General features: G+C 70.4%; 16 protein-coding genes. 7 read left to right on the top strand and 9 right to left on the bottom strand.

The window, feature by feature from the left end; translation table 11 throughout:
* Positions 1-22 precede the first annotated feature (22 nt).
* On the bottom strand, positions 23-724 hold the full coding sequence (locus tag ACLZN2_RS28740) for a CDP-alcohol phosphatidyltransferase family protein (protein WP_416982156.1): 702 nt from the start codon (positions 722-724) through the stop codon (positions 23-25).
* 82 nt (positions 725-806) lie between these two features.
* On the opposite strand from ACLZN2_RS28740, the gene ACLZN2_RS28735 reads away from it, so the two are divergent.
* Positions 807-2288, top strand: a complete 1482-nt coding sequence (locus ACLZN2_RS28735; RefSeq protein ID WP_416982155.1) for a glycosyl hydrolase family 28-related protein — start codon at positions 807-809, stop codon at positions 2286-2288.
* A 1017-nt stretch (positions 2289-3305) separates the two neighbouring features.
* On the opposite strand, the gene ACLZN2_RS28730 is transcribed toward ACLZN2_RS28735, so the two are convergent.
* Together ACLZN2_RS28730 and ACLZN2_RS28725 are read right to left on the bottom strand one after the other, a co-directional pair.
* On the bottom strand, positions 3306-4739 hold the full coding sequence (locus ACLZN2_RS28730; RefSeq protein WP_416982153.1) for a glycoside hydrolase family 43 protein: 1434 nt from the start codon (positions 4737-4739) through the stop codon (positions 3306-3308).
* A gap of 55 nt (positions 4740-4794) precedes the next feature.
* Positions 4795-6285: a family 43 glycosylhydrolase gene (locus ACLZN2_RS28725; protein ID WP_416982151.1), complete on the bottom strand. Its 1491-nt coding sequence runs from the start codon at positions 6283-6285 to the stop codon at positions 4795-4797.
* A 280-nt stretch (positions 6286-6565) separates the two neighbouring features.
* Between ACLZN2_RS28725 and ACLZN2_RS28720 the strand changes: the two genes are divergently transcribed.
* Positions 6566-8137 (top strand): sigma-70 family RNA polymerase sigma factor, encoded by a 1572-nt coding sequence (locus ACLZN2_RS28720; RefSeq protein ID WP_416982150.1) that lies wholly within the window; start codon positions 6566-6568, stop codon positions 8135-8137.
* 31 nt (positions 8138-8168) lie between these two features.
* Here ACLZN2_RS28720 and ACLZN2_RS28715 read toward each other — a convergent pair whose 3' ends face one another.
* Positions 8169-9317: an acyl-CoA dehydrogenase family protein gene (locus ACLZN2_RS28715; RefSeq protein WP_416982148.1), complete on the bottom strand. Its 1149-nt coding sequence runs from the start codon at positions 9315-9317 to the stop codon at positions 8169-8171.
* 155 nt (positions 9318-9472) lie between these two features.
* On the opposite strand from ACLZN2_RS28715, the gene ACLZN2_RS28710 reads away from it, so the two are divergent.
* Positions 9473-10333 (top strand): PaaX family transcriptional regulator C-terminal domain-containing protein, encoded by an 861-nt coding sequence (locus ACLZN2_RS28710; RefSeq protein WP_416982146.1) that lies wholly within the window; start codon positions 9473-9475, stop codon positions 10331-10333.
* A 33-nt stretch (positions 10334-10366) separates the two neighbouring features.
* On the opposite strand, the gene ACLZN2_RS28705 is transcribed toward ACLZN2_RS28710, so the two are convergent.
* Complete coding sequence (locus ACLZN2_RS28705; protein ID WP_416982183.1) at positions 10367-11233, bottom strand: PaaX family transcriptional regulator C-terminal domain-containing protein; 867 nt, start codon at positions 11231-11233, stop codon at positions 10367-10369.
* Positions 11234-11655: 422 nt separating this feature from the next.
* Between ACLZN2_RS28705 and ACLZN2_RS28700 the strand changes: the two genes are divergently transcribed.
* The 4 genes from ACLZN2_RS28700 to ACLZN2_RS28685 are packed head-to-tail and all read left to right on the top strand — an operon-like array spanning position 11656 to position 15043.
* The gene (locus tag ACLZN2_RS28700; RefSeq protein ID WP_416982144.1) at positions 11656-12633 is read left to right on the top strand and encodes an ABC transporter substrate-binding protein; all 978 of its coding nucleotides are present in this window, start codon (positions 11656-11658) and stop codon (positions 12631-12633) included.
* Positions 12630-13433 carry an ABC transporter permease gene (locus tag ACLZN2_RS28695; protein WP_416982143.1) on the top strand — a complete coding sequence of 268 codons (804 nt, stop codon included), beginning with the start codon at positions 12630-12632 and terminating at the stop codon, positions 13431-13433. The genes ACLZN2_RS28700 and ACLZN2_RS28695 overlap by 4 nt, the downstream gene beginning before the upstream one ends.
* A 4-nt stretch (positions 13434-13437) precedes the next feature.
* Positions 13438-14220: an ABC transporter permease gene (locus ACLZN2_RS28690; RefSeq protein ID WP_416982142.1), complete on the top strand. Its 783-nt coding sequence runs from the start codon at positions 13438-13440 to the stop codon at positions 14218-14220.
* 13 nt (positions 14221-14233) lie between these two features.
* A complete protein-coding gene (locus tag ACLZN2_RS28685) occupies positions 14234-15043 on the top strand; it encodes an ABC transporter ATP-binding protein (RefSeq protein WP_416982140.1) in 810 nt (269 codons plus the stop codon).
* On the opposite strand, the gene egtD is transcribed toward ACLZN2_RS28685, so the two are convergent.
* The 4 genes from egtD to egtA are packed head-to-tail and all read right to left on the bottom strand — an operon-like array spanning position 15040 to position 19440.
* On the bottom strand, positions 15040-16029 hold the full coding sequence (gene egtD, locus ACLZN2_RS28680) for an L-histidine N(alpha)-methyltransferase (RefSeq protein WP_416982138.1): 990 nt from the start codon (positions 16027-16029) through the stop codon (positions 15040-15042). The two genes, ACLZN2_RS28685 and egtD, sit on opposite strands and share 4 nt — an antisense overlap.
* On the bottom strand, positions 16026-16805 hold the full coding sequence (gene egtC, locus ACLZN2_RS28675; RefSeq protein ID WP_416982136.1) for an ergothioneine biosynthesis protein EgtC: 780 nt from the start codon (positions 16803-16805) through the stop codon (positions 16026-16028). Before egtC ends, egtD begins: the two co-directional genes overlap by 4 nt.
* The gene (gene egtB, locus ACLZN2_RS28670; protein WP_416982135.1) at positions 16805-18124 is read right to left on the bottom strand and encodes an ergothioneine biosynthesis protein EgtB; all 1320 of its coding nucleotides are present in this window, start codon (positions 18122-18124) and stop codon (positions 16805-16807) included. Before egtB ends, egtC begins: the two co-directional genes overlap by 1 nt.
* Entirely contained in the window at positions 18121-19440 is a 1320-nt protein-coding gene (egtA, locus tag ACLZN2_RS28665; RefSeq protein WP_416982133.1) for an ergothioneine biosynthesis glutamate--cysteine ligase EgtA, read from the bottom strand. Before egtA ends, egtB begins: the two co-directional genes overlap by 4 nt.
* Positions 19441-19683: the final 243 nt, after the last annotated feature.

Below are 19683 nucleotides of genomic sequence, written 5' to 3'. Positions count from 1 at the left end.
ACACGAGCCGCCCGCGATCCCCTCAGCGCAGTTCGCGGAACCACTTCACCAGGAAGGCGGCCATGAACAGGACGTGTGCCAGCAGCAGCGTGCAGTACACCGCAAGGAAGACGTCCTGACTGCCCAGGAATAGAAAGCCGAGGCAGGTCAGGCCGTAGTCGACCGGCAGCAGCAGGACGGACCTGAGCGCCGGGGGCGCACCGGGCGGAACCTCGCCCGGTGCCCGCCGCTTGAGCTTCTCCGTCAGGATCCCGGCGAAGAAGATCACCACGGCCGCGAGCTGGAAGACCATCGGAGCCAGCAGCCAGAGCGGGCTGGGCAGGCTGAAGAACCGGTAGAACGACACCAGCACCACGAGATGCAGGGCGAGGATCTTGACGCAGTCCAGGACATGGTCGAGCCACTCGCCCGACGGGCTCCCCGACCGCTGGCCCCGCGCCAGCTGACCGTCCGCCGAGTCCAGTACGAAACCCACGGCCAGGGCCGCGCCCACACCGATCGCCATCGTCGGCGAGGGCGGCAGCAGGGCCACCGCGGCCAGGGCCGGGAAGGTGAACAGGGCACCGAGGACGGTCAGCTGATTGGGCGTCGCCCCCACCTGATAGGCCAGCGCGGCCAGGACCCGGCCGGCCGGGCGATTGACGAACCGGGTGTAGAGCGAGACCCCCTTCGCGGGCTTCTGTGCCGCCGACAGCCGGCGGAGCACCTCGACGAACTCGGCCATTTCCCTCCTTAATTCATGTTGATTCACTTCAATTGGCGAAATCGTTGGAAAGAAGGCAATTATGGCAGAACGGGGAGGTGCGATGTCCCGTGTCAGCCGTCGGCAGCTTCTGCGTGGCGGGGTGTCACTGCTGGGCGCGACGGTCCTCACCGCCCACAGCGCGTCCGCGGCGTCGGGCCCCGGAAGCGGTCCCGGCGCCCCGGTCGGCCCGGGCGAACCGGCCGGCCCCGCCGGTGTGGGGCGGGCGACGGCGTCCGCCGCTCTGCTGTCGCGCGTCATCAACGTCCGTGACCTCGGTGCGGTGGGCGACGGACGCGCAGACGACACCGCCGCGTTCGAGTACGCCTACACCCTCGCCGCCGCCCGGGTCTCGAGGGGCATCGGCCGCACCGTGATCGAGATCCCGCCCGGCGAGTTCCTCATCACCCGCCCGAACGCCCTGCTGAACGGAGTCGCGCCGCTGCGCCCGGTCAACGGACTGCGCTTCTCCGGCGCGGGCAAACGCATGACCACCCTCGTCTTCCGCCCGCCCGTCGGCCCCGGCTCCTATCTGTGCCGCAACGAGGACATCTGGTCCAACCTGTCCTTCGAACGCGTCCAGTTCCGCTCGGCCACCCCGGGCGCCTCGTTCTTCAGCTCGTACTCCACCGGGCAGGCGCAGGACTACCGGTTCTCGGAGTGCGAGTGGATGGGGGAGTGGGAGTACGGCATCTCCCTGGACGGCACGGACACCAACTCCGAGATGCGCTGGGAGGCGTGCCGCGTCGGCGGCGCCTACCGCAGGGCGTTCCTCTACTCGGGCGTCACGGGCCGCGGGCAGGACCCCAACGACCAGGACCAGTTCCTCAACTACTGGTTCACCGACATGAAGGTCGAGTACGAGTGGGGCAACTTCCTGGAGTTCCCCTACGGGGGCTCGATCACCTGCCGGGGCGGCTCGTACATCGTCACGGGTACCCGCCCGCAGAGCCAGGAGTACGGCACCACCAGCACGTTCTTCCGGTTCCCCGTCGCCCAGCACCACGACTCGGTGCAGCGCTTCCACGCCCAGGACATCCGCTTCGAGGTGCGCAACCCGGACGTGCGGGTCATCGACTGCGTCTGGAAGAGCGGCACGGTCCACTTCAGCGACTGCGACGACACCGGACTGGCCTTCAAGGACTTCGCCCCCGAAGTACGGCCGCACCGCTATGTCGTGGGACCGCGCGGGCCGCTGATCCGGTACGACTCCTGCCAGTTGGTCGGCCGGCACGAGTACCGGACGGACGGCGTACGCGACTCCCTGCCCACCGTCGCCCGGTACGACATGTGTCTGCTGCGCAACCATGCTCAGGACCAGTTCGCCGTCACCGACGGCGCCGCGAAGCCCGGCTTCGTCACCTTCGTCGACTGCCTGGACGGAGCCGGCGCCGCCGACCCGGTCACGGCCCCGGAGGCCGCCGGCAACGGCCCGGCGGCACCGGACGCCCCGAAGACACCGCCCGCCGGTGCCACCGCGCCCGCGAGCCCGACCCCGGTCCCCGCGCAGACGCCCCCACCCGCCCCAGCCCCCTCACGGAGCTGACGATCCCTCTGGCCGCCGCGGTCCCGAACGGCTGCGGGGGTCAGCGGTCGGCGTAGTCCGCGGCGAGGCGGTCGAGGAAGACCGCCAGCCGGGGCGCCGCGGTATCTCTCGTGTGCGTCCGGCCGCGGTGCGGCCGGGCACGTCTTCGGAACCGGCGTGCGTGCACGCGGCGTTGAGTGATCGTGAAGCTGGTGGTCTTGAGGCGACTTTGCGCGCCTGCAACGAGGCGGCCACCTGGGTCAGTGAGGTTGCGTTCGACAAAGGCGTGAAGCGGAACTTCGCGCTGCGCGAGCACACCTACGGCGAGATCAAGGCGAGGTGGGGGGCTGGGCGCGCAGGCGGCCCAGCACGTGATCAAGAAGACGTGCGACGCGTACGCCACGCTGAAGGCCAACCTGAAGGCCGGGAACCTGGGCAGCGCGGCTCCAGGCGGTACCGGAAGGCCATCGGGAAGCCGGTGGCCTTCCGGGCGACAGTGCGCAGTCGTACGACGACCGGATGCTGTCCTGCCGGACGGCCGAGCGCCGGGTGTCGGTCTGGACGACTGCGGGGCGGGTGAAGGACGTGGCGTTCACCGCCTCGCCGGAGCAGCTGGCCACCCTCGCCCTGTACCGCGAGGGCGAGTCCGACCTCGTTCGCCGGGACGGCATGTGGTTCCTGAACGCCACCTGCGAGGTTCCCGAAGCCCCGGCGAACACCGACCGGGTGGACTTCCTCGGTATCGACCTGGGCATCGAACGGCGGCGCAAGGAGACGCGGCGCGCACGGGACATCAACCACAAGATTTCGAAGCATGTGGTGGCCGAGGCTGGGGGCACCTCCCACGCCCTTGAGGCAGTGGGGGAGCACCGGTCGCGGGATCGCCCTGGAGGACCACGCGGGGCCCCGTCAACGGCCCCTGCCCCACCACCGGAGCACACACGCCGGGGTGGGGCTGGACGCAAACGCAGCACCACAGCCAGTGGTGCCCGTTGTGCGAGCCCGTCGCTTTAGCGACGGGTAGTTGACGTCAGGTCGTCAGGTCGTCACGCGGAAAGTGGCGTCGCTGCGTCCCGTCGCGGTGGTGATCGGGTCGAGCCGCAGCTGGTAGGCGTAGTGCCGGATGTAGCGGTCGGGGTAGTTGTACGACTGGAACGACGACCAGGTCGTGTCGGCGAGCCCGGCGACCTGGCGGAAGGACGCGTCCGCCGCGAACTGGGCGGTGCCGTCGTTGTGGACCAGCTGGAAGTCGAATCCGGCGTGCCGCAGGAAGTACCCGGGGAAGTTGACCGACTCGAAGGAGACCGTGCCGGAGCCGGCCAGGCCCGGCCTCAGCCGGAACCGGGAGTCCTCGGCGGGACTGACGCTCGGGTCGATGCGCACGTCGAAGTTGGCGTGCCGTACGTATCGGTCCTGGAAGTTGTACGACTGGAGCCGGTTGGCCGCGGTGTTGGGCCAGCGGGCGAGCACGCGGCTCTCCTCGGCGGCCGTCAGGTTCAGGATCCAGCCGTGGCGCTTCTTCGTGCCGCCCATGCTGTAGCTGCCCGAGGTCTGTTTCTGGTAGGCGGCGGGGTTGGACGGGTCGGTCGTCAGAACAGGCATGTAGCCGCCTCCTGTGGCGTACTGGTCGAGGTAGAGGGCCCACTTGTCGGTGCCGTTGAACTTCATCCACATCGGGCCCTCGACCTGCGAGCCGGTCAGGCCGATGCCGGAGAGGTTGCCGAGGGCGGTCCAGGTGCCGAGGATCGAGTTGCTGCCTTCGAGGGTGATCTGGCCGTCGCCGGAGGCCCGCACGTAGCGGTAGTTACCCACTCCGGAGGGCATCTCGATGATCTGCGTGTCGATGATTTCCTGGCTGCCGGGGCGCTCGATGTAGGTCTGCGGAGTGGTGACGGAGCGGAAGTCGCTGGTGTGGGAGTAGAAGATGCGGTGCTTCGTCGCACCGTTGAGGGGCACGTTCGTCGCCCAGTACAGGACGTAGTCGTTGCTGGCCGGGTCCCAGATCGCCTCCGGTGCCCAGGCGTTGCGCCCGTCGGGGATGGCGCCGGCGACGTTGAGCAGCCACGGCTGCGACCAGGTGACCAGGTCCGTCGACTCCCACACCACCAGGTTGCGGCTGCCGTTGTTGATGGAGTCGCTCCAGGACTGCCCGCAGCCGATGCACAGGTCGGTCGCGACGATCCAGTACTTGTCACCGCCCGGGGCGCGGACCAGGGCGGGGTCGCGCACGCCCCTCGTGCCGACCGTGGAGCGCAGGACCATGCCCCCGCCGTTGAGGTCGTTCCAGTGCACGCCGTCCGTGCTGTGGGAGAGGTACATCTGCTGGTTGGTCGACCCCTCGCCGGTGAAGTGCACCATCAGGTAGCCCGGTTCGGCGGCGGTGGCCCGCTGGGGTGTGGTCAGGGCCTGGGAGGTGAAGAGCAGGCAGGCGGCGAACAGTATCGCCGCGAGCCGGGAGAAAACAGCGGACATGTACGTTTCCTGTCTTCCGGTCTTTCTACGGGTGCCGCAACGGGGAAGTCGGTTCTCAGGTGCGTGACCACTGGAAGCTCGCGGCGGTGCCGCAGGTGCGCTGCTCCAGCAGGGCGAGGTCGGCGGTGGAGGCGCCGACGACGTTGACGCACTTGCCGCTGTGACGCGCCTTGAGCTGGAAGTACCCGTCGACGGCGGCCCACTCGAACTGCTGGTTCGTGCCGGCGTGGCAGGTCCACTGGATGACGGCGGCGCCGTCGGCGGTGGACGCGCCGTTCACATCAAGGCACTTGCCGCTGTTGAGGCTCTCGATCCGGAAGTAGCCGCCACCCGCCTCGACGAAGCGCCACTGCTGCCAGGGCTTGCCGTTCCAGGCGTACTGGCCGACCTTCACGCCGGTGTCGGTGTTGGGTGCCTGGACGTCCATGACCTTGCCGCTGTTGCGGTTCGTCAGCCGGTAGTAGGTCACCGCCGGTTCGCCGGACGGCACGGTCTGCGCGGCGCCCGTGGCCACCGGGACGCCGAGGTTCGGCGACCCGTCCGCGTTCCAGGTGATCTTCTGGATCCGGGTGGTGCGGGTGGTGCCGCAGCCCTGGGACGACGAGGAGTTGGCGTGGTGGACGATCCAGTCCTCGGTGCCGTCCGGGGACCGGAAGAACCCGTTGTGGCCCGGCCCGAACACGCCGGCCGCGTCGTTGCGCTGGAAGGCCGGCTCCGTGCTCTTGGTCCAGGAACTCGCGTTCAGCGGGTCGTCGCCGGTGAGGGTGAGCAGGCCCAGCTTGTAGTCCGGGCCCTGGCAGGCACTCGCCGAGTAGGAGATGAACGTCTTCCCGCCGTGCTGCAGCGCGACCGGGCCCTCGTTCATCGGGGTGCCCTGCTTCTCCCAGGCGTAGGTCGGGGTGGAGATCCGCGTCCGGGATCCGGTCACGGTCCACGGGTCGCTCAACGCGACGATGTAGATGCTCGGGTCGGATCCGGCCCACTGCGGCGTCGGCACCCCCGACCAGATGAAGTACAGCCGGCCGTTGATCGTGACCACGCTGCCGTCGATGCCCCACCAGTCGTTCGCGCCGAAGACCATGCCCTTGTAGGTGTACGGGCCGAGCGGGTCGGTGCCGGCGCTCTCCAGCACGTGCACCCGCTGGTCCTCGATGTCCCCCGTACCGGCGGAGTAGTAGCTGTACCAGCGTCTGCCGTTGGGACCGTCGAGCAGGTGCATCTCCGGAGCCCAGACGTAGTGGTCACGTCCGGCGGCGTGGGCGCTGAACACCGGCACCGGCGAGGCCGCCTTCAACGCCTCGACCGTGGGCGCCTTCCGCATGGTCAGCGGCCCGCTGTACGGCGTCGTCATCTCGTAGTAGTTGCCGTCGTAGTACGTCATGTACGGGTCGGCGCCGGAGCTGTTGAGCGGGTTGGTGAAGGTCGTCGTGGCCGCCTGCGCGGCGGGCGCGACCATCGCGGTCCAGGCCGTCGCACCGCCGACGACGGCGAGAGCCGTTGCCGTGGCGCACAATCGGCGGACGAGAGATCCGGGAGAGGGGCTCATGACAGAGACATCCTTGTTTCGTGTCGTGGAGCGGGGGTGGGAGTGGTCGTGGGAGCGGAAGCGGGTCTGCTTGTTCGAAATACTGGACACGGTTCGCGAATTCGGTCAGAAGTCAGCTCCGTGAGATCGGGTCGTAACAGGGGAGACGCACAAGCGCCTCGCAGATAACGCAAAGCACGGAACGAAAATGAGGAGTGCCCCACGGGGATCCTCCTGATGCGGCCCTGACACACTGTCGAGCCTCGGGACATCGGCGCGGCGACGGGACAGGTGGGGGCGGGTGCGCTCGCAGGGCAGACAGGAACGGCCGGACCTCGCGGTCGTCATGGCGGCGCGGGCCGGGGACCGGCAGGCCTCGGAACAACTCGTACGGGACTGTCTTCCGTTGGTGTACAACATCGTCGGGCGGGCGCTGGACGGGCACAGCGATGTCGACGACGTCGTCCAGGAGACGATGATGCGGGTCCTGGACGGGTTGCCCGGACTGGAGCAGCCGGATCGCTTCCGGTCGTGGCTCGTCGCCATCACCGTGCGGCAGATCCGGGACCGGTGGCGCAGAGGACGGACCTGGCTCCAGGCGGAAACCCTGGAGGAGACCGCCCACGAGGTGGACCCGCAGGCCGACTTCGCCGATCTGGCGATTCTTCGGCTGGCGCTCTCGGGCCAGCGGCGGGAGGCGGTGGAGGCCACCCGCTGGCTGGAGGACGAGGAACGCGAGGTGCTCGCCCTGTGGTGGATGGAGGCCGCCGGTGAACTCACCCGCGGCGAGCTCTCGGCGGCCTGTGGTCTCACACCGCAGCATGCCGCGGTGCGGGTCCAGCGGGTCAAGGAACGGCTGGAGACCGCGCGTACCGTCGTACGAGCCCTGACCGCCTCACCACGCTGTGCGGATCTGACCACTGTGCTCGCCTCATGGGACGGACGGCCCTCCGCGCTGTGGCGCAAGCGGCTGGCACGCCATGTTCGGGACTGTTCGCGGTGCCTGGCCGCCGCGTCCGACCTGATACCGCCGGAGGGACTGCTGGGCGGCCTCGCGCTGGTGCCGGTGCCCGTCGGCCTGGCCGGCCTGGTGTTGAACAGGGCGCTGGCGCCGGATCCGGCCGGGGCGACCGTCGGCGCGGGCGCGCCGACGGTGAGTGGTGCGGGCCGTACGGCGCATACGATCGGCGGGCTGGCCGCCAAGCCCGTGGTGGCGGCGACCGCGTGTGCCGTGACCCTCGCGGCGGCAGGAGTGGCCTGGTACACCGCCACGCGATCCCACGAGCCGACCGTGCGGCCCGCCGCCGCGGCCCCGCTGTCGCCGGCCGCCTCTTCCGTGCCGCCGTCCCCGAGAACGTCCGCCCCACCGGAACCGACGCAGACGTCGACACCGACAGCGACACCGACATCAGCTCCGGCGACGACGGCCGAGGCGCGACTGTCCGGGCGGCATGCCCTGCGGTCGGTCGACAGCCCCGGCGACTACGTGAGCCAGTCCGGCCGGTTCGGCATCCTGGACCCGGTCGGCGCCGGCACCGGCGTGGCCACCCGGCAGGCGGCCACCTTCACCTTCGTCCCCGGCCTGGCCGACCCCGGCTGCTACTCCCTCAGGGACACCACGGGCAGGTACGTGCGGCACTACGCGTTCCGCATCCGGCTGGACACCAACGACGGATCCGCCCTCTTTCAGAAGGACGCCACGTTCTGCGCCCGCTCCGGCTCCGCCGCCGGTTCGGTCTCCCTGGAGTCGTACAACTACCCCGGCCGCTACCTCCGCCACCGGGACAACCTCCAGCTGTGGCTCGACCCTTCCGAGAACACCGCCGCGTACCGGGCCAGCCGCTCCTTCGTCCTCGCGGCGCCCTGGACCTGACGCCGAAGCGCTGTGAACAGCGTGGCTCGCATCATCGCACCAGCGCCTTGCCGATGATCTCCTTCATGATTTCGGTGGTGCCCGCGAACAGGGTGCCGGCCCGGGTGTCGACGAAGTCCCTGGCGATCGGATACTCCGTCATGTAGCCGTATCCGCCGTGCAGTTGCAGGCACCGGGAGACGAGGTGCTGCTGTCGCTCGGTCACCCACCACTTGGCCATCGCCGCCGCCGTGGCCGTCAGGCGGCCGGCGACCAGTTCGCCCACGCAGCGGTCCGTGAAGGTCTGGGCGATCTCCGTCTCGGTCGCGAGCTCGGCCAGGGTGAACCGCGTGGTCTGCAGCTCGGACAGCGGCCGGCCGAAGGCGATCCTGTCCCGGGTGTAGCGAATCGTGTCGTTCAGGACCCGTCGCATGGTGGCGGCCGCGGTCACGGCGACGCTGACGCGTTCCTGAGGCAGGTTCCGCTTCAGGTACTCCATGCCCCGCCCCTCTTCACCGAGCAGGTTCGCGGCCGGTACGGGCACATCGGTGAACGACAGTTCCGCGGTGTCCTGCGCGGACAGGCCGAGCTTGTGGAGCCTGCGGCCACGCTCGAAGCCGGGCATGCCCCGCTCCACCACGAAGAGGCTGAGCCCTTCCTGCCCGTCCTCGGCGGTGGTACGGGCCACCACGACCACGAGGTCGGCGAGGATGCCGTTGCTGATGAAGGTCTTGGAGCCGTTCAGCAGGTAACCGTCCGCGAGCCGCTCGGCCCGTGTGCGTATCCCGCGCAGATCGCTGCCGGCGGCGGGCTCGGTCATGGCGATGGCCGCGACCAGGCCGCCGTCGGCGAGCCCGGGCATCCAGCGTGCCTTCTTCTCGGGCGTGGCGAGTTCCCGGAAGTAGGGGGCGATCAGGTCGGTGAAACCGTTGAGGTTCATGACGACCGAGGTGGCACCCGCGCGGCACAGCTCCTCGTTGAGCACCGCGTGGTAGCGGAAGTCGTCCACACCGCTGCCGCCGTACTCCTCCTCCACCCCCAGCCCGAGCAGTCCCGCGGCGCCCGCCGCCCGGTACAGCGACCGGTCGACCTCGCCCGCGGCCTCCCAGGAGGCGAGGTGCGGGGTGACCTCCTTGGTGACGAAGGCCCGTGCCATGGCGCGGAAGTCCTCGTGGTCCGTGTCGTAGAGCTCGCGCTTCATGCGGGTCGCCTCCTCGATCGTGCGTCGGGCGCGGGGGCCCGGGAGGCAGAGTATGTCGGATCCAAGTCGATCGGAAGGCATGCGACATAAAATCCCGGGGGTGCGAAGTCCCGGGCGAGAATGGGGGCGCGGAGCCGCGGAACGAGAGGCGAGGGATGAGACTGCGCGTGGACCTGCCGCAGGACGAGGCGAAGAACAGCACCCAGTTGCTGATCCTGGCCGTCTACGGGCGCTACTCGCGGCTGCTGGAGGGCTGGTCCTCGGTGGCCGACCTGATCACGCTCATGGAGAGGCTGGGAGTGCCGGCCCAGGCGACGCGGTCGGCCGTGACCCGGATGACGCGCCGCGACCTGCTGGTCCCGCAGCGCCGCGGCACGGTCCGCGGCTATGCCGCGACGGCCAAGGCGCGGCTCATCTTCGAGGAGGGCGACGAGGTCGTCTACGCCCCGCTGAAACCGGCCCGGCTGGAGGACGGCTGGGTCATCGTCTCGTTCTCCGTCCCGGAGGCCGAGCGGGAGAAGCGGTACACCCTGCGCAAGCGGCTCGTCTGGCTGGGCATGGGGCAGCTCGACAGCGGGCTGTGGATCGCTCCGGCGCGTGTTCTTCCCACGGTGCTGAAGTGGGTGCGCCGGCTCGGTCTGGAGCAGTACGTCGACGCCTTCACCGCCCGTCACGAGGGTCTCGGCGACACGTCCGCGCTCGCCCGCCGCGTCTGGAACCTGGAGGAACTCGCCGTCTCGTACGACACCTACCTGCGCTCATGGTCCCCGGTGCTGACCGCCGTCCAGGAGGCGGCCGGCGGCTGCGAACCCGGCGACGCCTTCGCCGTCCACACCCTGGCCCTCGAGCAGTGGATGCGTTTCCCCTACCTGGACCCGGGCCTGCCGACGCCGTTGCTGCCTGCGGACTGGCGCGGCGAGGCCGCCCAGGAACTCGCCCATGAGCTCAGGAAACTCCTGGAGAGCAGGGCCTTCGAGTACGTCGCCGCCACCGTCGGAGACCCTGCCGGGCGCTGAGGCCTCCCGGCGGGGACACCCGTCGGCGCGTGCTCAGGCGGATTCGAGGGGCGCTGTCTCCAGCAGTTCGGCGGCCACCCGACGGGCGGGTTCCGCCGTCTGGTCCGCGATGCGGCGGAAGATCTCCTCCGCCGACCGGGCGGGCCAGTTGGCCGGCAGGTGCCGGGCGGGCAGCCGGGGATCCGTGCGGATGGTGCCCAGCCACTCCGCGACCAGGCGAAGGTGCGTGGCCAGCGGGTCGCCGGAGTGATCGCCGACGTGGGTGGTCCAGCGCTTCTCGAAGGCCGTGTAGCGGGCGGCGATCGTCTCCAGGTCCCAGGTGTCACGGATCATCACGTCGATGTCGGTGGCGGCGTCCGCCCGCGCGTGGAAGATCTTGACATGGGCGGCGATGCCGAGTTCGGCGACGATCTCGGAGATGTCCAGGTCGCCCGGGGCGATCCACAGTCCGCTGTACAGGAGGCCGAAGCCGGCCCAGGTGAGCCGGGAGCGCAGGTCGTGGCGCTGACGCTGCCAGGCTTCCGGCAGTGAGAAGCCGAGCAGGGTCCAGGTCCCGTTCCAGTCGTCGTTGACCGCGCTGGTGTGCCAGACGCGGGTGCGGCCGTTCTGGAGGATCTGCGTCGCGTGCGGGGTCAGACCGAAGTACATACGGCGCCCTTGCCGCTGCCGTTGCAGCAGTCCGCGGTTCACCATCCGGGTCAGGGTGGAGCGGACGGCCTGCTCCCCGACGTCCACGCGCCCGAGCACGTCGATGATGCTGCCCGAGTACACGCACAGCGGGCCCTCCTCCAGGACGTGGTCGCCGAAGAAGGCGAGCAGCAGCGACTGGGGGCGCAGTTGCGGGCCGGCCGGGGCGTCGGGTACGGCACCCGCGTACCCGTCCGCGTCGGCGGGGTTCACCTCGGAGAACGTCACGTCGGCAAGGGTACGGCCGCCCGCCGTGGCCACGACGGGAGCGTTCGTCTGTGGATGCGGAACTTCACGAAGCGGACTCCTTTGTCCAGGTGGGGGGTCCGGCCCGGGTCCGGCGCCGAGCCCGCTGCGGTCTCTTTCGTCCAGGGGCATGACACCGCGAAGGTAGGCGTGTACATTGCGGCCGTCAAGAAGATGCACAACATCTCGAACGGCGCGTCTCGCGGTCGCCGGCCCGCGCGGAACGGCCGCCGACGCCCCCATCGCCTCTCCGTCGGACACCCCTCGGAAGTCGCGCGCCCCCGTCGGCGACATCTCGGCAACGGCACAGCGTCAGCCCAACTCGCCTGATTCATCGCGTAAGTGCGTAAATCCAGCCATCCCCATCCACGTTTCGTCAGGAGGAGCCCATGCGACGGCGCATTCTCGGGCTTGCGACAGCAGTGGTCACGGTCGCCGGTGCGGCCGGATGCGGATCCTCGTCCGCCGGTTCGAGCAGTTCAGCGGCCTCGGCCGACGGCAAGACCACCCAGGTCAAGGTCGGCATCGTCCCGATCGGCGATGTGGCCCCGCTCTACCTGGGCCAGAAGAAGGGCTTCTTCGGCGACCGCGGCATCGAGCTGAAGATGGAGAGCGCACAGGGCGGCGCCGCGATCATCCCCGGCGTGGTGAGCGGACAGTTCCAGTTCGGGTTCAGCAACACCACCTCGCTGATGATCGCCCAGACCAAGGGAGTTCCGGTGACGTCGGTGGCCAACGGCTCGGCCACCACCGGCGACACCGAGACCGACGTCAGCGGCGTGGCGGTCAAGAAGGACAGCCCGATCAAGTCGGCCAAGGACCTCGCCGGCCGGACGGTGGCGGTGAACACCCTGCAGAACATCGGTGACACCACCGTGCGCGAGGCGGTCCGCCTGGACGGCGGCGACCCGACCGAGGTGAAGTTCGTCGAGCTGGCCTTCGACCAGATGCCGGCCGCCCTCGACAGCGGCCAGGTGGACGCGGCCTGGATGGGCGAGCCGGCGCTGACCATCGCCAAGGGCCAGGGCGCCCGGGTCGTGACATCACCGTTCGCGGTGACCGACCCCAAGCTCACGCTCACGACCTACTTCACCTCCACCCAGGAGGCGCAGAAGGACCCCGAACTGGTGAAGAACTTCGCCGCGGCGGTGACCGAGTCGCTCGAGTACGCGACCGCCCACCCGGACGAGGCACGCCAGGTCCTCACCGAGTACACCAAGATCGACGGCACGGTGCTGAAGAGCCTGACACTGCCTCTCTGGCCGACGGCGTACGACATGGCCTCCCTGGAGAAGCTGGCCTCGCTCGGTGAGCAGGACGGCCTCTTCGGCGACAAGAAGCCCGACCTGAAGGCGCTGTTCCCGTGACATCGACGTCCCTCGAAGGCGCCCGGCTCGGGCCGGGCGCCGTCACCGCACTGCGCGGACTCGCCGGTCTGGCCGCTCTGGTGGCGGTGCTGGAAGTGCTCCCGCACACCGGCGCGGTGTCGCCCGACTACCTTCCGCCCGCCTCGGAGACCGGCCGCACCCTGGGGCGGATGCTCACCGAGAACGGGTTCTGGACGGCGCTCGGCGACACCCTCACCGGGTGGGGGCTCGGTCTGGCCGTCGCGATCGTCGCCGGAGTGGCGGCCGGGGTGGTGATCGGCTCCGTTCCCTGGCTGCGCGCGGTGACCGCGTCCACCATCGAGTTCCTGCGCCCCATCCCGTCCGTCGCGCTGATCCCGGTGGCCGTACTGCTCTACGGCACCGAACTGCGCTCGACGCTGCTGCTGGTGGTGTACGCCTCCTTCTGGCAGGTGCTCGTCCAGGTGCTGGCCGGCACCCAGGACGTCGACCCGGTCGCGGAGGACACCGCCCGCAGCTATCAGCTCGGCACCTGGGGCCGGGTGCGGTACGTCCTGTGGCCCACCGCGCTGCCGTACGTGATGACGGGCGTACGGCTGGCGTCCGCCGTGGCCCTGGTCCTCGCGATCACCGCGGAACTCGTCATCGGCTCACCCGGCCTCGGCCATGAGATCGCCGTCGCGCAGAACTCCGGCGCCGTACCGCGGGTGTACGCCCTGGTGCTGGTCACCGGGCTGCTCGGGGTCGCGATCAACCTGGTGGCCCGCGCCGTCGAACGGCGGGCGCTGCACTGGCACCAGTCCCAGCGCAAGGAGGGATGACCAGATGACCGTCCTCACCGTGGCCCGACGCGTTCTGCTCCTACTCGGCCTGCCCGCGGCGCTGTTCGCCGTGTGGTGGTTCACCACCGCCGACAGCACCGACTTCTACTTCCCACCGCTCTCCGTCATCCTGGGCAAGTTCGGGGAGGTCTGGGCGGGCGACCGGCTGACGGCCGACGTGCTGCCCAGCCTGCTCCGGCTGACCTCGGGCTACCTCCTCGCCGTCCTCGTCGGCGTCGGACTCGGGCTCGTGGTCGGTCTGAACCGCGTCGTACGGGACGTACTGGAGCCCGTCCTGGAACTCTTCCGGGCCATCCCGCCCCCGGTGCTCATTCCGGTGATCATGCTGTTCGCGGGCATCGGCGACACCATGAAGGTCATCGTCGTCGCCAGCGGCTGCCTCTGGCCGATCCTGCTCAACACGGTCGAGGGCGTCCGCGCCGTCGACGAGGTGCTCGGCGACACCTGCCGCTCCTACGGCATCACCGGCCCCTCCCGCCTGTGGCACCTGGTGCTGCGCTCGGCGAGCCCGCAGATCGTCACCGGCATGCGGCAGTCGCTGTCGATCGGCATCATCCTCATGGTCATCAGCGAGATGTTCGCCGCCAGCAACGGACTGGGCTTCACCATCGTGCAGTTCCAGCGCACCTTCGCCATCCCCGAGATGTGGAGCGGCGTCCTGCTGCTCGGCCTGCTCGGGTTCGTCCTGTCACTCCTCTTCCGCCTCGCCGAGAGCCGCGCCCTCGCCTGGTACCACGGCCTGCGTCAGGCCCAGCGCAACACCTGAGAAGGAGACGTCGATGCTCGACGTACGCGATCTGCAGAAGACCTACACCGGCCGAGGCCGCACCGTCGAGGCGCTGCGCTCTCTCAGCTTCCACATCGACGCCGGTGAACTGGTGTGCCTCGTCGGCCCGTCCGGCTGCGGCAAGACGACCCTGCTGAAGTGCATGTCCGGACTGCTCACCCCCACCGGCGGCGAGGTCCGCCTGGAGGGCCGCCCGGTCGGCGGCCCTCCCCCCGGCATGGCGGTCGTCTTCCAGGAGTACGGCCGCTCCCTGTTCGCCTGGATGAACGTGCGGGACAACGTCGCCCTTCCGCTGCGCCGCAAGAGGCTCGGCAAGGCCCGCGAGCGCGAACTCGTCGACCACGCCCTGGAGGTGGTCGGCCTCGCCGACGCCCACCACGCCCACCCCTGGCAGCTCTCCGGCGGTATGCAGCAGCGTGTCGCCATCGCCCGCGCCGTCGCCTACGAGCCGAAGGTACTGCTCATGGACGAGCCCTTCGCCGCCGTCGACGCCCAGACCCGCGCCGATCTGGAGGACCTCATCCGCCGGCTGTGGCACGAACTCGGCGTCACCGTCCTGTTCGTCACCCACGACATCGACGAAGCCGTCTACCTCGGGCAGCGCACGATCATCCTCTCGAAGTCACCGACCGTGGTCCTGGAGGACCTGACCATCGATCTGCCCGACGAGCGCGACCAGTTGCACACCCGCTCCAGCACCCGCTTCGGCGAACTGCGCGCACACGTCTACGAACAGATCCAACGCGCCAAACACCACAGCGGCGACACAAAGGCCCCCGTTGCGAGCGCGGCATCCGGCTAGTCGGCAGTGGCGAGAACGAGCACGAAGCCGGCGTCGGAGTCCGCCCAGAGCTCCTGCGTACGGAGGCCCGCTTCGGCCATCTCCTCCCGCAGTCCCTCCGCGGTGAACTTGGCGCTGCGCTCGGTGATCCATTCCTCTCCACGCTCGAACTGCACCGCCAGGTCGAGTTCCCGGATCTTGACCAGTTGCTCGGACCGACTGCGCAGCCGCATTTCGATGTGACTTTCCGTGCTGTTCCACACGGCTACGTGGTCGAAGGCGTCAGGGTCGAAGTCGGCGTCCAGTTCGCGGTTCAGGACGTGGAGGAGATGTTTGTCGAACTCGGCCGTGATGCCCTGGTCGTCGTCGTAGGCGGCGATCATCTCCTGCTCGTCCTTCACCAGGTCGGCGCCGATCAGCAGGAAGTCCTCGGGGCGCATGATGTCCCGGAGCCCCCGGAGGAAGGGGCCGCGGGCGGGACGGCGGAAGTTGCCCAGCGTGCTGCCGAGGAAGGCGACGATCCGGGGGCCGGCCTCGGGCAGCTCCGGCAGCACGAGCGGAGCGGTGAAGTCGGTGCGGAGGGCGTGCAGACGGATCCCCGGGTAGTCCCGGACGAGTTGGGCGCCGGCCTGGTGGAGTGCGTCGGCGCTGACGTCGACGGGGACGTAGTGCAGCCCGGCCGGCCCCAGAGCCTCGATGATCAGCTTGGTTTTGGTCGAACTCCCGGACCCGAGCTCGACAAGGCTGCGGGCTCCCGTCCGGGCGGCGATGCCGCGGGCGTACTGCCGCAGCAGACCCAGCTCGGCTCGCCACAGGGGGTACTCCGGGAGCTGGGTGATCTCCTCGAAGAGCTCGCTGCCCCGGGCGTCGTAGAACCAGGTGGGGGAGGTGGACTTCGGGGTGCTGGTCAGGCCCTTGCGGATGTCGGAGCGCAGGGCGGTGACGTAGTGCTCGGCGTCCAGGGTGTCGGTGTAGCCGTAGGCGCGGGTGTTCGGGGTCGGGCTCACGTGCTGGGCTCCTTGGGGGGTGCGGATACCGGGTCCTTGAGGGGGGTGAGCAGGACCTCGGTGCGGTTCGCGGTGAGGAGGGTGCGGTCGGGGACCTCCTGCCAGTGCGGGTCGTCGTCGTACGGTTCGGAGGCCACGACCGTGCGCCGGCCGAGCTCGGTGAGGTACCACAGGGAGTCGCCCCAGGCGGTGGCCGTGATGGTCGCGCCGTTGGTGAGCAGGAGGTTGAGCCGGGAGCCGGGGGCGGCCGCGGCGACCTCCAGGACGGTGTCGGCCAGTGCCTGGCCCTCCGGGTCCCCGGCCCGCAGCCGGGCGAGGACGAGCGCCCACACGAACGCGGAGTCGGTGCGCGCCTCCAGCGACAGCAGGTCGGCCGTGGGCAGGGTGTGGGCGAGGGCCGTGAGGGAGTCCGGCCAGCCGGGCACCGCCCCGTTGTGGCTGAACAGCCAGGGCCCGGCGGCGAACGGCGCCGCGGCGGCCTCCGTGTCGGCCCCGGCGAGCGTCGCGTCGCGTACGGCGGCCAGCAGCGCGCCGGAGCGCACCACCCGCGCCAGGTCGGCGAAGGACAGGTCGGCCCAGATCGGCCCGGCGCGGCGGTAGCGGGCCGGGACCGGATCGCCCTCGGCGTACCAACCCACCCCGAAACCATCCGCGTTGACCGTTCCGTACCGCTGCCGTCTGGGCGCCCACGACTGGCGGTACAGGCCGTGCGGGGGTTCCACGAGGACCCGGCCGAGCGGTTCCGGGGGCCCCAGGCAGGCGAGGTGACGGCACATCAGACGGCCCCCGAGCGGACGGTGCGGAAACCGGAGAAGATCTGCCGCCGGATCGGGTAGTCCCAGTTGCGGAACGTGCCCCGGCAGGCCACCGGGTCCACCGCGAACGAACCGCCGCGCAGCACCTTGTACTCGGGCCCGAAGAACACCTCCGAGTACTCCTTGTAGGGGAAGGCTCGGAAGCCGGGGTAGGGGAGGAAGTCGCTCGCCGTCCACTCCCAGACATCGCCGATCAACTGGCGTACGCCGAGCGGGGATTCGCCCTGCGGGTAGCTGCCGGCGGGGGCCGGGCGCAGATGGCGCTGGCCCAGGTTGGCGTGCTCCGGCGCGGGGTCGGCGTCGCCCCACGGGTAGCGCATCGAGCCGCCGGTCGCCGGGTCGAAGCGGGCCGCCTTCTCCCACTCGGTCTCGGTGGGCAGCCGGCGCCCGGCCCAGCGGGCGTAGGCGTCGGCCTCGTACCAGCACACGTGCAGCACCGGCTCGTCCGGCGGCACGACCTCGGTCATCCCGAACCGGCGGCGCAGCCACTGCCCGCCGTCGCGCTGCCAGAACAGCGGGGCGTGGATGCCGTGCCGGCGGATGTGCGCCCAGCCCTCCTTCGTCCACCAGCGCGGGTCGTCGTAGCCGCCGTCGTCGATGAACGCCCGGTAGGCGGCGTTGGTGACCGGGGTGGTGTCGATGTGGAAGGGCGCCACCTCGCGCTGGTGGGCGGGGCGTTCGTTGTCCAGTGCCCAGGGCTCGGTGGAGGTGCCCATCGTGAACGGGCCGCCGGGGACCAGGACTTCGGCGGGTCCGGTGAACAGCGGCGCCGGCTCCGGGTCCGGGGCGGTGAGGGCCTGCGGGCCCGTCCGCAGCTGATGGGTGATCAGCATCGTCTCGTCGTGCTGCTGTTCGTGCTGGGCGATCATCCCGAAGGCGAACCCCGCCTCGGTGAGCCGGGTGCCGTGGAAGTCGGCCGACTCCAGCACGTCCATGACCCGTCCGCGTACCTCCGCCGCGTACGCGCGGGCCTCGGTGGGCGGGAGCAGGGGGAGCGAGGGGCGCTCGGCGCGCGGGTGCTCGAAGGCGTCGTACAGGCCGTCGATCTCGGGGCGCATCGGCTCCCCGCCGCCCACGGTGCGCAGCAGCCAGAGCTCCTCCTGGTTGCCGATGTGCGCGAGGTCCCACACCAGCGGGGACATCAGCGGGGAGTGCTGGGCGGTGAGGTCCGGGTCCTCGACGCAGGTGGTCAGGAGCGTGGTGCGGTCACGGGCCGTGGTCAGGGTGGTCAGCGCGCGCTCGCGGAGCGTGTCGGCGTCCGGAAGGTGCTCGGTGGTCATGGGCGCGGGTCCTTCCCGTACGCGCGGGTGTCCGTGCCGCGCAGGCTGTCGAGCTGGTCGTCGGCGGGGGTACGGCCCTTCAGCACATAGCGGTCCCGGTACTCCGAGACGGCGTCCACGATCCCGGCGGAGGCGCCGAGCCGGGGCAGGGCCCGCAGGGCGGCGGCGAAACAGGCGACGGCGGCCTCGTGCAGTCCCGGGTCGGCCAGGCCGTACCGGGCCGCCTCGATCCACAGCGGATTGTGCGGGGCGGGCAGCGGCAGGGCGCGCGCGGCCAGTGGCTCCACGGCGCGGCAGGCGTCCTCGGCGGCCTCCGGGTCGTCGAACAGGGCCGTCGTCACGGCGACCGGCACGATCCAGCCGTCGTCGCCGGGCTGCGCGTCGATCATGCGCAGCTCCAGATGGCCGCGCGGTCTGACCGGCGGGAACAGCGTCGTCAGGTGGTAGTCGAGGTCCGCCCGGGTCGGCCGCCCGGTCCGGGTCCACTCACGGAACGTCATCCGCTCGGGCACGTCCCACGGCCCGCTGTCGCGCCGTACGCACATCACCGGCGCGTCCAGCACATGCCGGGCCCAGGCGTCGCGGGGTTCGCCGTCCAGGGCGGGGGCGCCCGCGCGGCCGGCGCCGATCTCCATCCACAGCAGCTGCCGGGTGGAGCGCCAGCCGGTCGGGTCGCCGCGCAGGAGAGGGGAGTTGGCGAAGGCCGCCACGAGGACCGCGCCCAGGGTGTGGGCCAGCCACCAGCGCCGTTCGTGCCCCAGCGGGCCGGGTCCCTCGTAGCCGGCGTCCAGACACACCTGCACGGAGGCCGAGGTGCACATCATGGCCCGGCCGGCCGGGCCGGTGCGGTCGAGGCAGGCCTCCATGGCGTCGTAGCGCGGCTCGTGCAGGAACCGGCGGGGCGTGTGCCAGGGGTCGGTGCCGAGGCCGGTGAGGACGAGTTCGTGCTCGCGCAGGACCGCGCGGACGGCGTCCAGGTCGGCGGAGAGGATGCCCACGCACTCGGTCAGGGAGGCGGCGGGCGGAGAGCTGAGCTCCAGCTGGCCGCCGGGCTCCACGGTGAGCGCCGACTTCAGGGGCGCGCTCTCCAGTGCGGCGTAGGCCGCCACGAGTCGTTCGGGTGTCACGGGGAGCTGCGGTCGGCGCAGCTCGTGGATGAGCCATTCGAGTTCGACGCCCACCGTGCGGGGCGGGCCGGTCTTGAAACAGATGCCCCTGACCAGGGCCTCCACCTCGGCTTCGGAGAGGGCGGTGCGGGGCGCCGTACAGTCGGTGTTCTCGGACTTTTCCGTACAGTCGCTGACCGAATCTGACATGTCGGGATCCTCCTGAGGTTTCCACCATGCCATCTGTCCGGCTCCGGGGCCGCCGGACAGACATCACCCGACCCACCCAAGACCCTCGTATCGAATCGCACAAGGGTGCATATCGGGGCCTATGAGGTCGGGAACCATCGATTCCGTGCCGGTCGCCCGGCGTTTCCGGGGAGTTCCCCGGGTGTTCCGGGCGCCGGAAATCTCGTTGCGCGGCCCGCTCGCCGTCGCTCACGATGCGTGCAT

The organism is Streptomyces sp. T028, assembly GCF_048159505.1.
Classification (GTDB): Bacteria; Actinomycetota; Actinomycetes; order Streptomycetales; family Streptomycetaceae; genus Streptomyces.
Note: the sequence above shows the minus strand (reverse complement) of the source record. Positions and strands in the feature narration are given on the sequence as shown.

Bases quoted from the DNA above. Each gene is read 5' to 3' on its own strand.
- ACLZN2_RS28740 (WP_416982156.1), bottom strand. From the start codon at position 724: ATGGCCGAGTTCGTCGAGGTGCTCCGCCGGCTGTCGGCGGCACAGAAG.
- ACLZN2_RS28735 (WP_416982155.1), top strand. From the start codon at position 807: ATGTCCCGTGTCAGCCGTCGGCAGCTTCTGCGTGGCGGGGTGTCACTG.
- ACLZN2_RS28730 (WP_416982153.1), bottom strand. From the start codon at position 4,739: ATGTCCGCTGTTTTCTCCCGGCTCGCGGCGATACTGTTCGCCGCCTGC.
- ACLZN2_RS28725 (WP_416982151.1), bottom strand. From the start codon at position 6,285: ATGAGCCCCTCTCCCGGATCTCTCGTCCGCCGATTGTGCGCCACGGCA.
- ACLZN2_RS28715 (WP_416982148.1), bottom strand. From the start codon at position 9,317: ATGAAGCGCGAGCTCTACGACACGGACCACGAGGACTTCCGCGCCATG.
- ACLZN2_RS28710 (WP_416982146.1), top strand. From the start codon at position 9,473: ATGAGACTGCGCGTGGACCTGCCGCAGGACGAGGCGAAGAACAGCACC.
- ACLZN2_RS28700 (WP_416982144.1), top strand. From the start codon at position 11,656: ATGCGACGGCGCATTCTCGGGCTTGCGACAGCAGTGGTCACGGTCGCC.
- ACLZN2_RS28690 (WP_416982142.1), top strand. From the start codon at position 13,438: ATGACCGTCCTCACCGTGGCCCGACGCGTTCTGCTCCTACTCGGCCTG.
- ACLZN2_RS28685 (WP_416982140.1), top strand. From the start codon at position 14,234: ATGCTCGACGTACGCGATCTGCAGAAGACCTACACCGGCCGAGGCCGC.
- egtC (WP_416982136.1), bottom strand. From the start codon at position 16,805: ATGTGCCGTCACCTCGCCTGCCTGGGGCCCCCGGAACCGCTCGGCCGG.
- egtB (WP_416982135.1), bottom strand. From the start codon at position 18,124: ATGACCACCGAGCACCTTCCGGACGCCGACACGCTCCGCGAGCGCGCG.
- egtA (WP_416982133.1), bottom strand. From the start codon at position 19,440: ATGTCAGATTCGGTCAGCGACTGTACGGAAAAGTCCGAGAACACCGAC.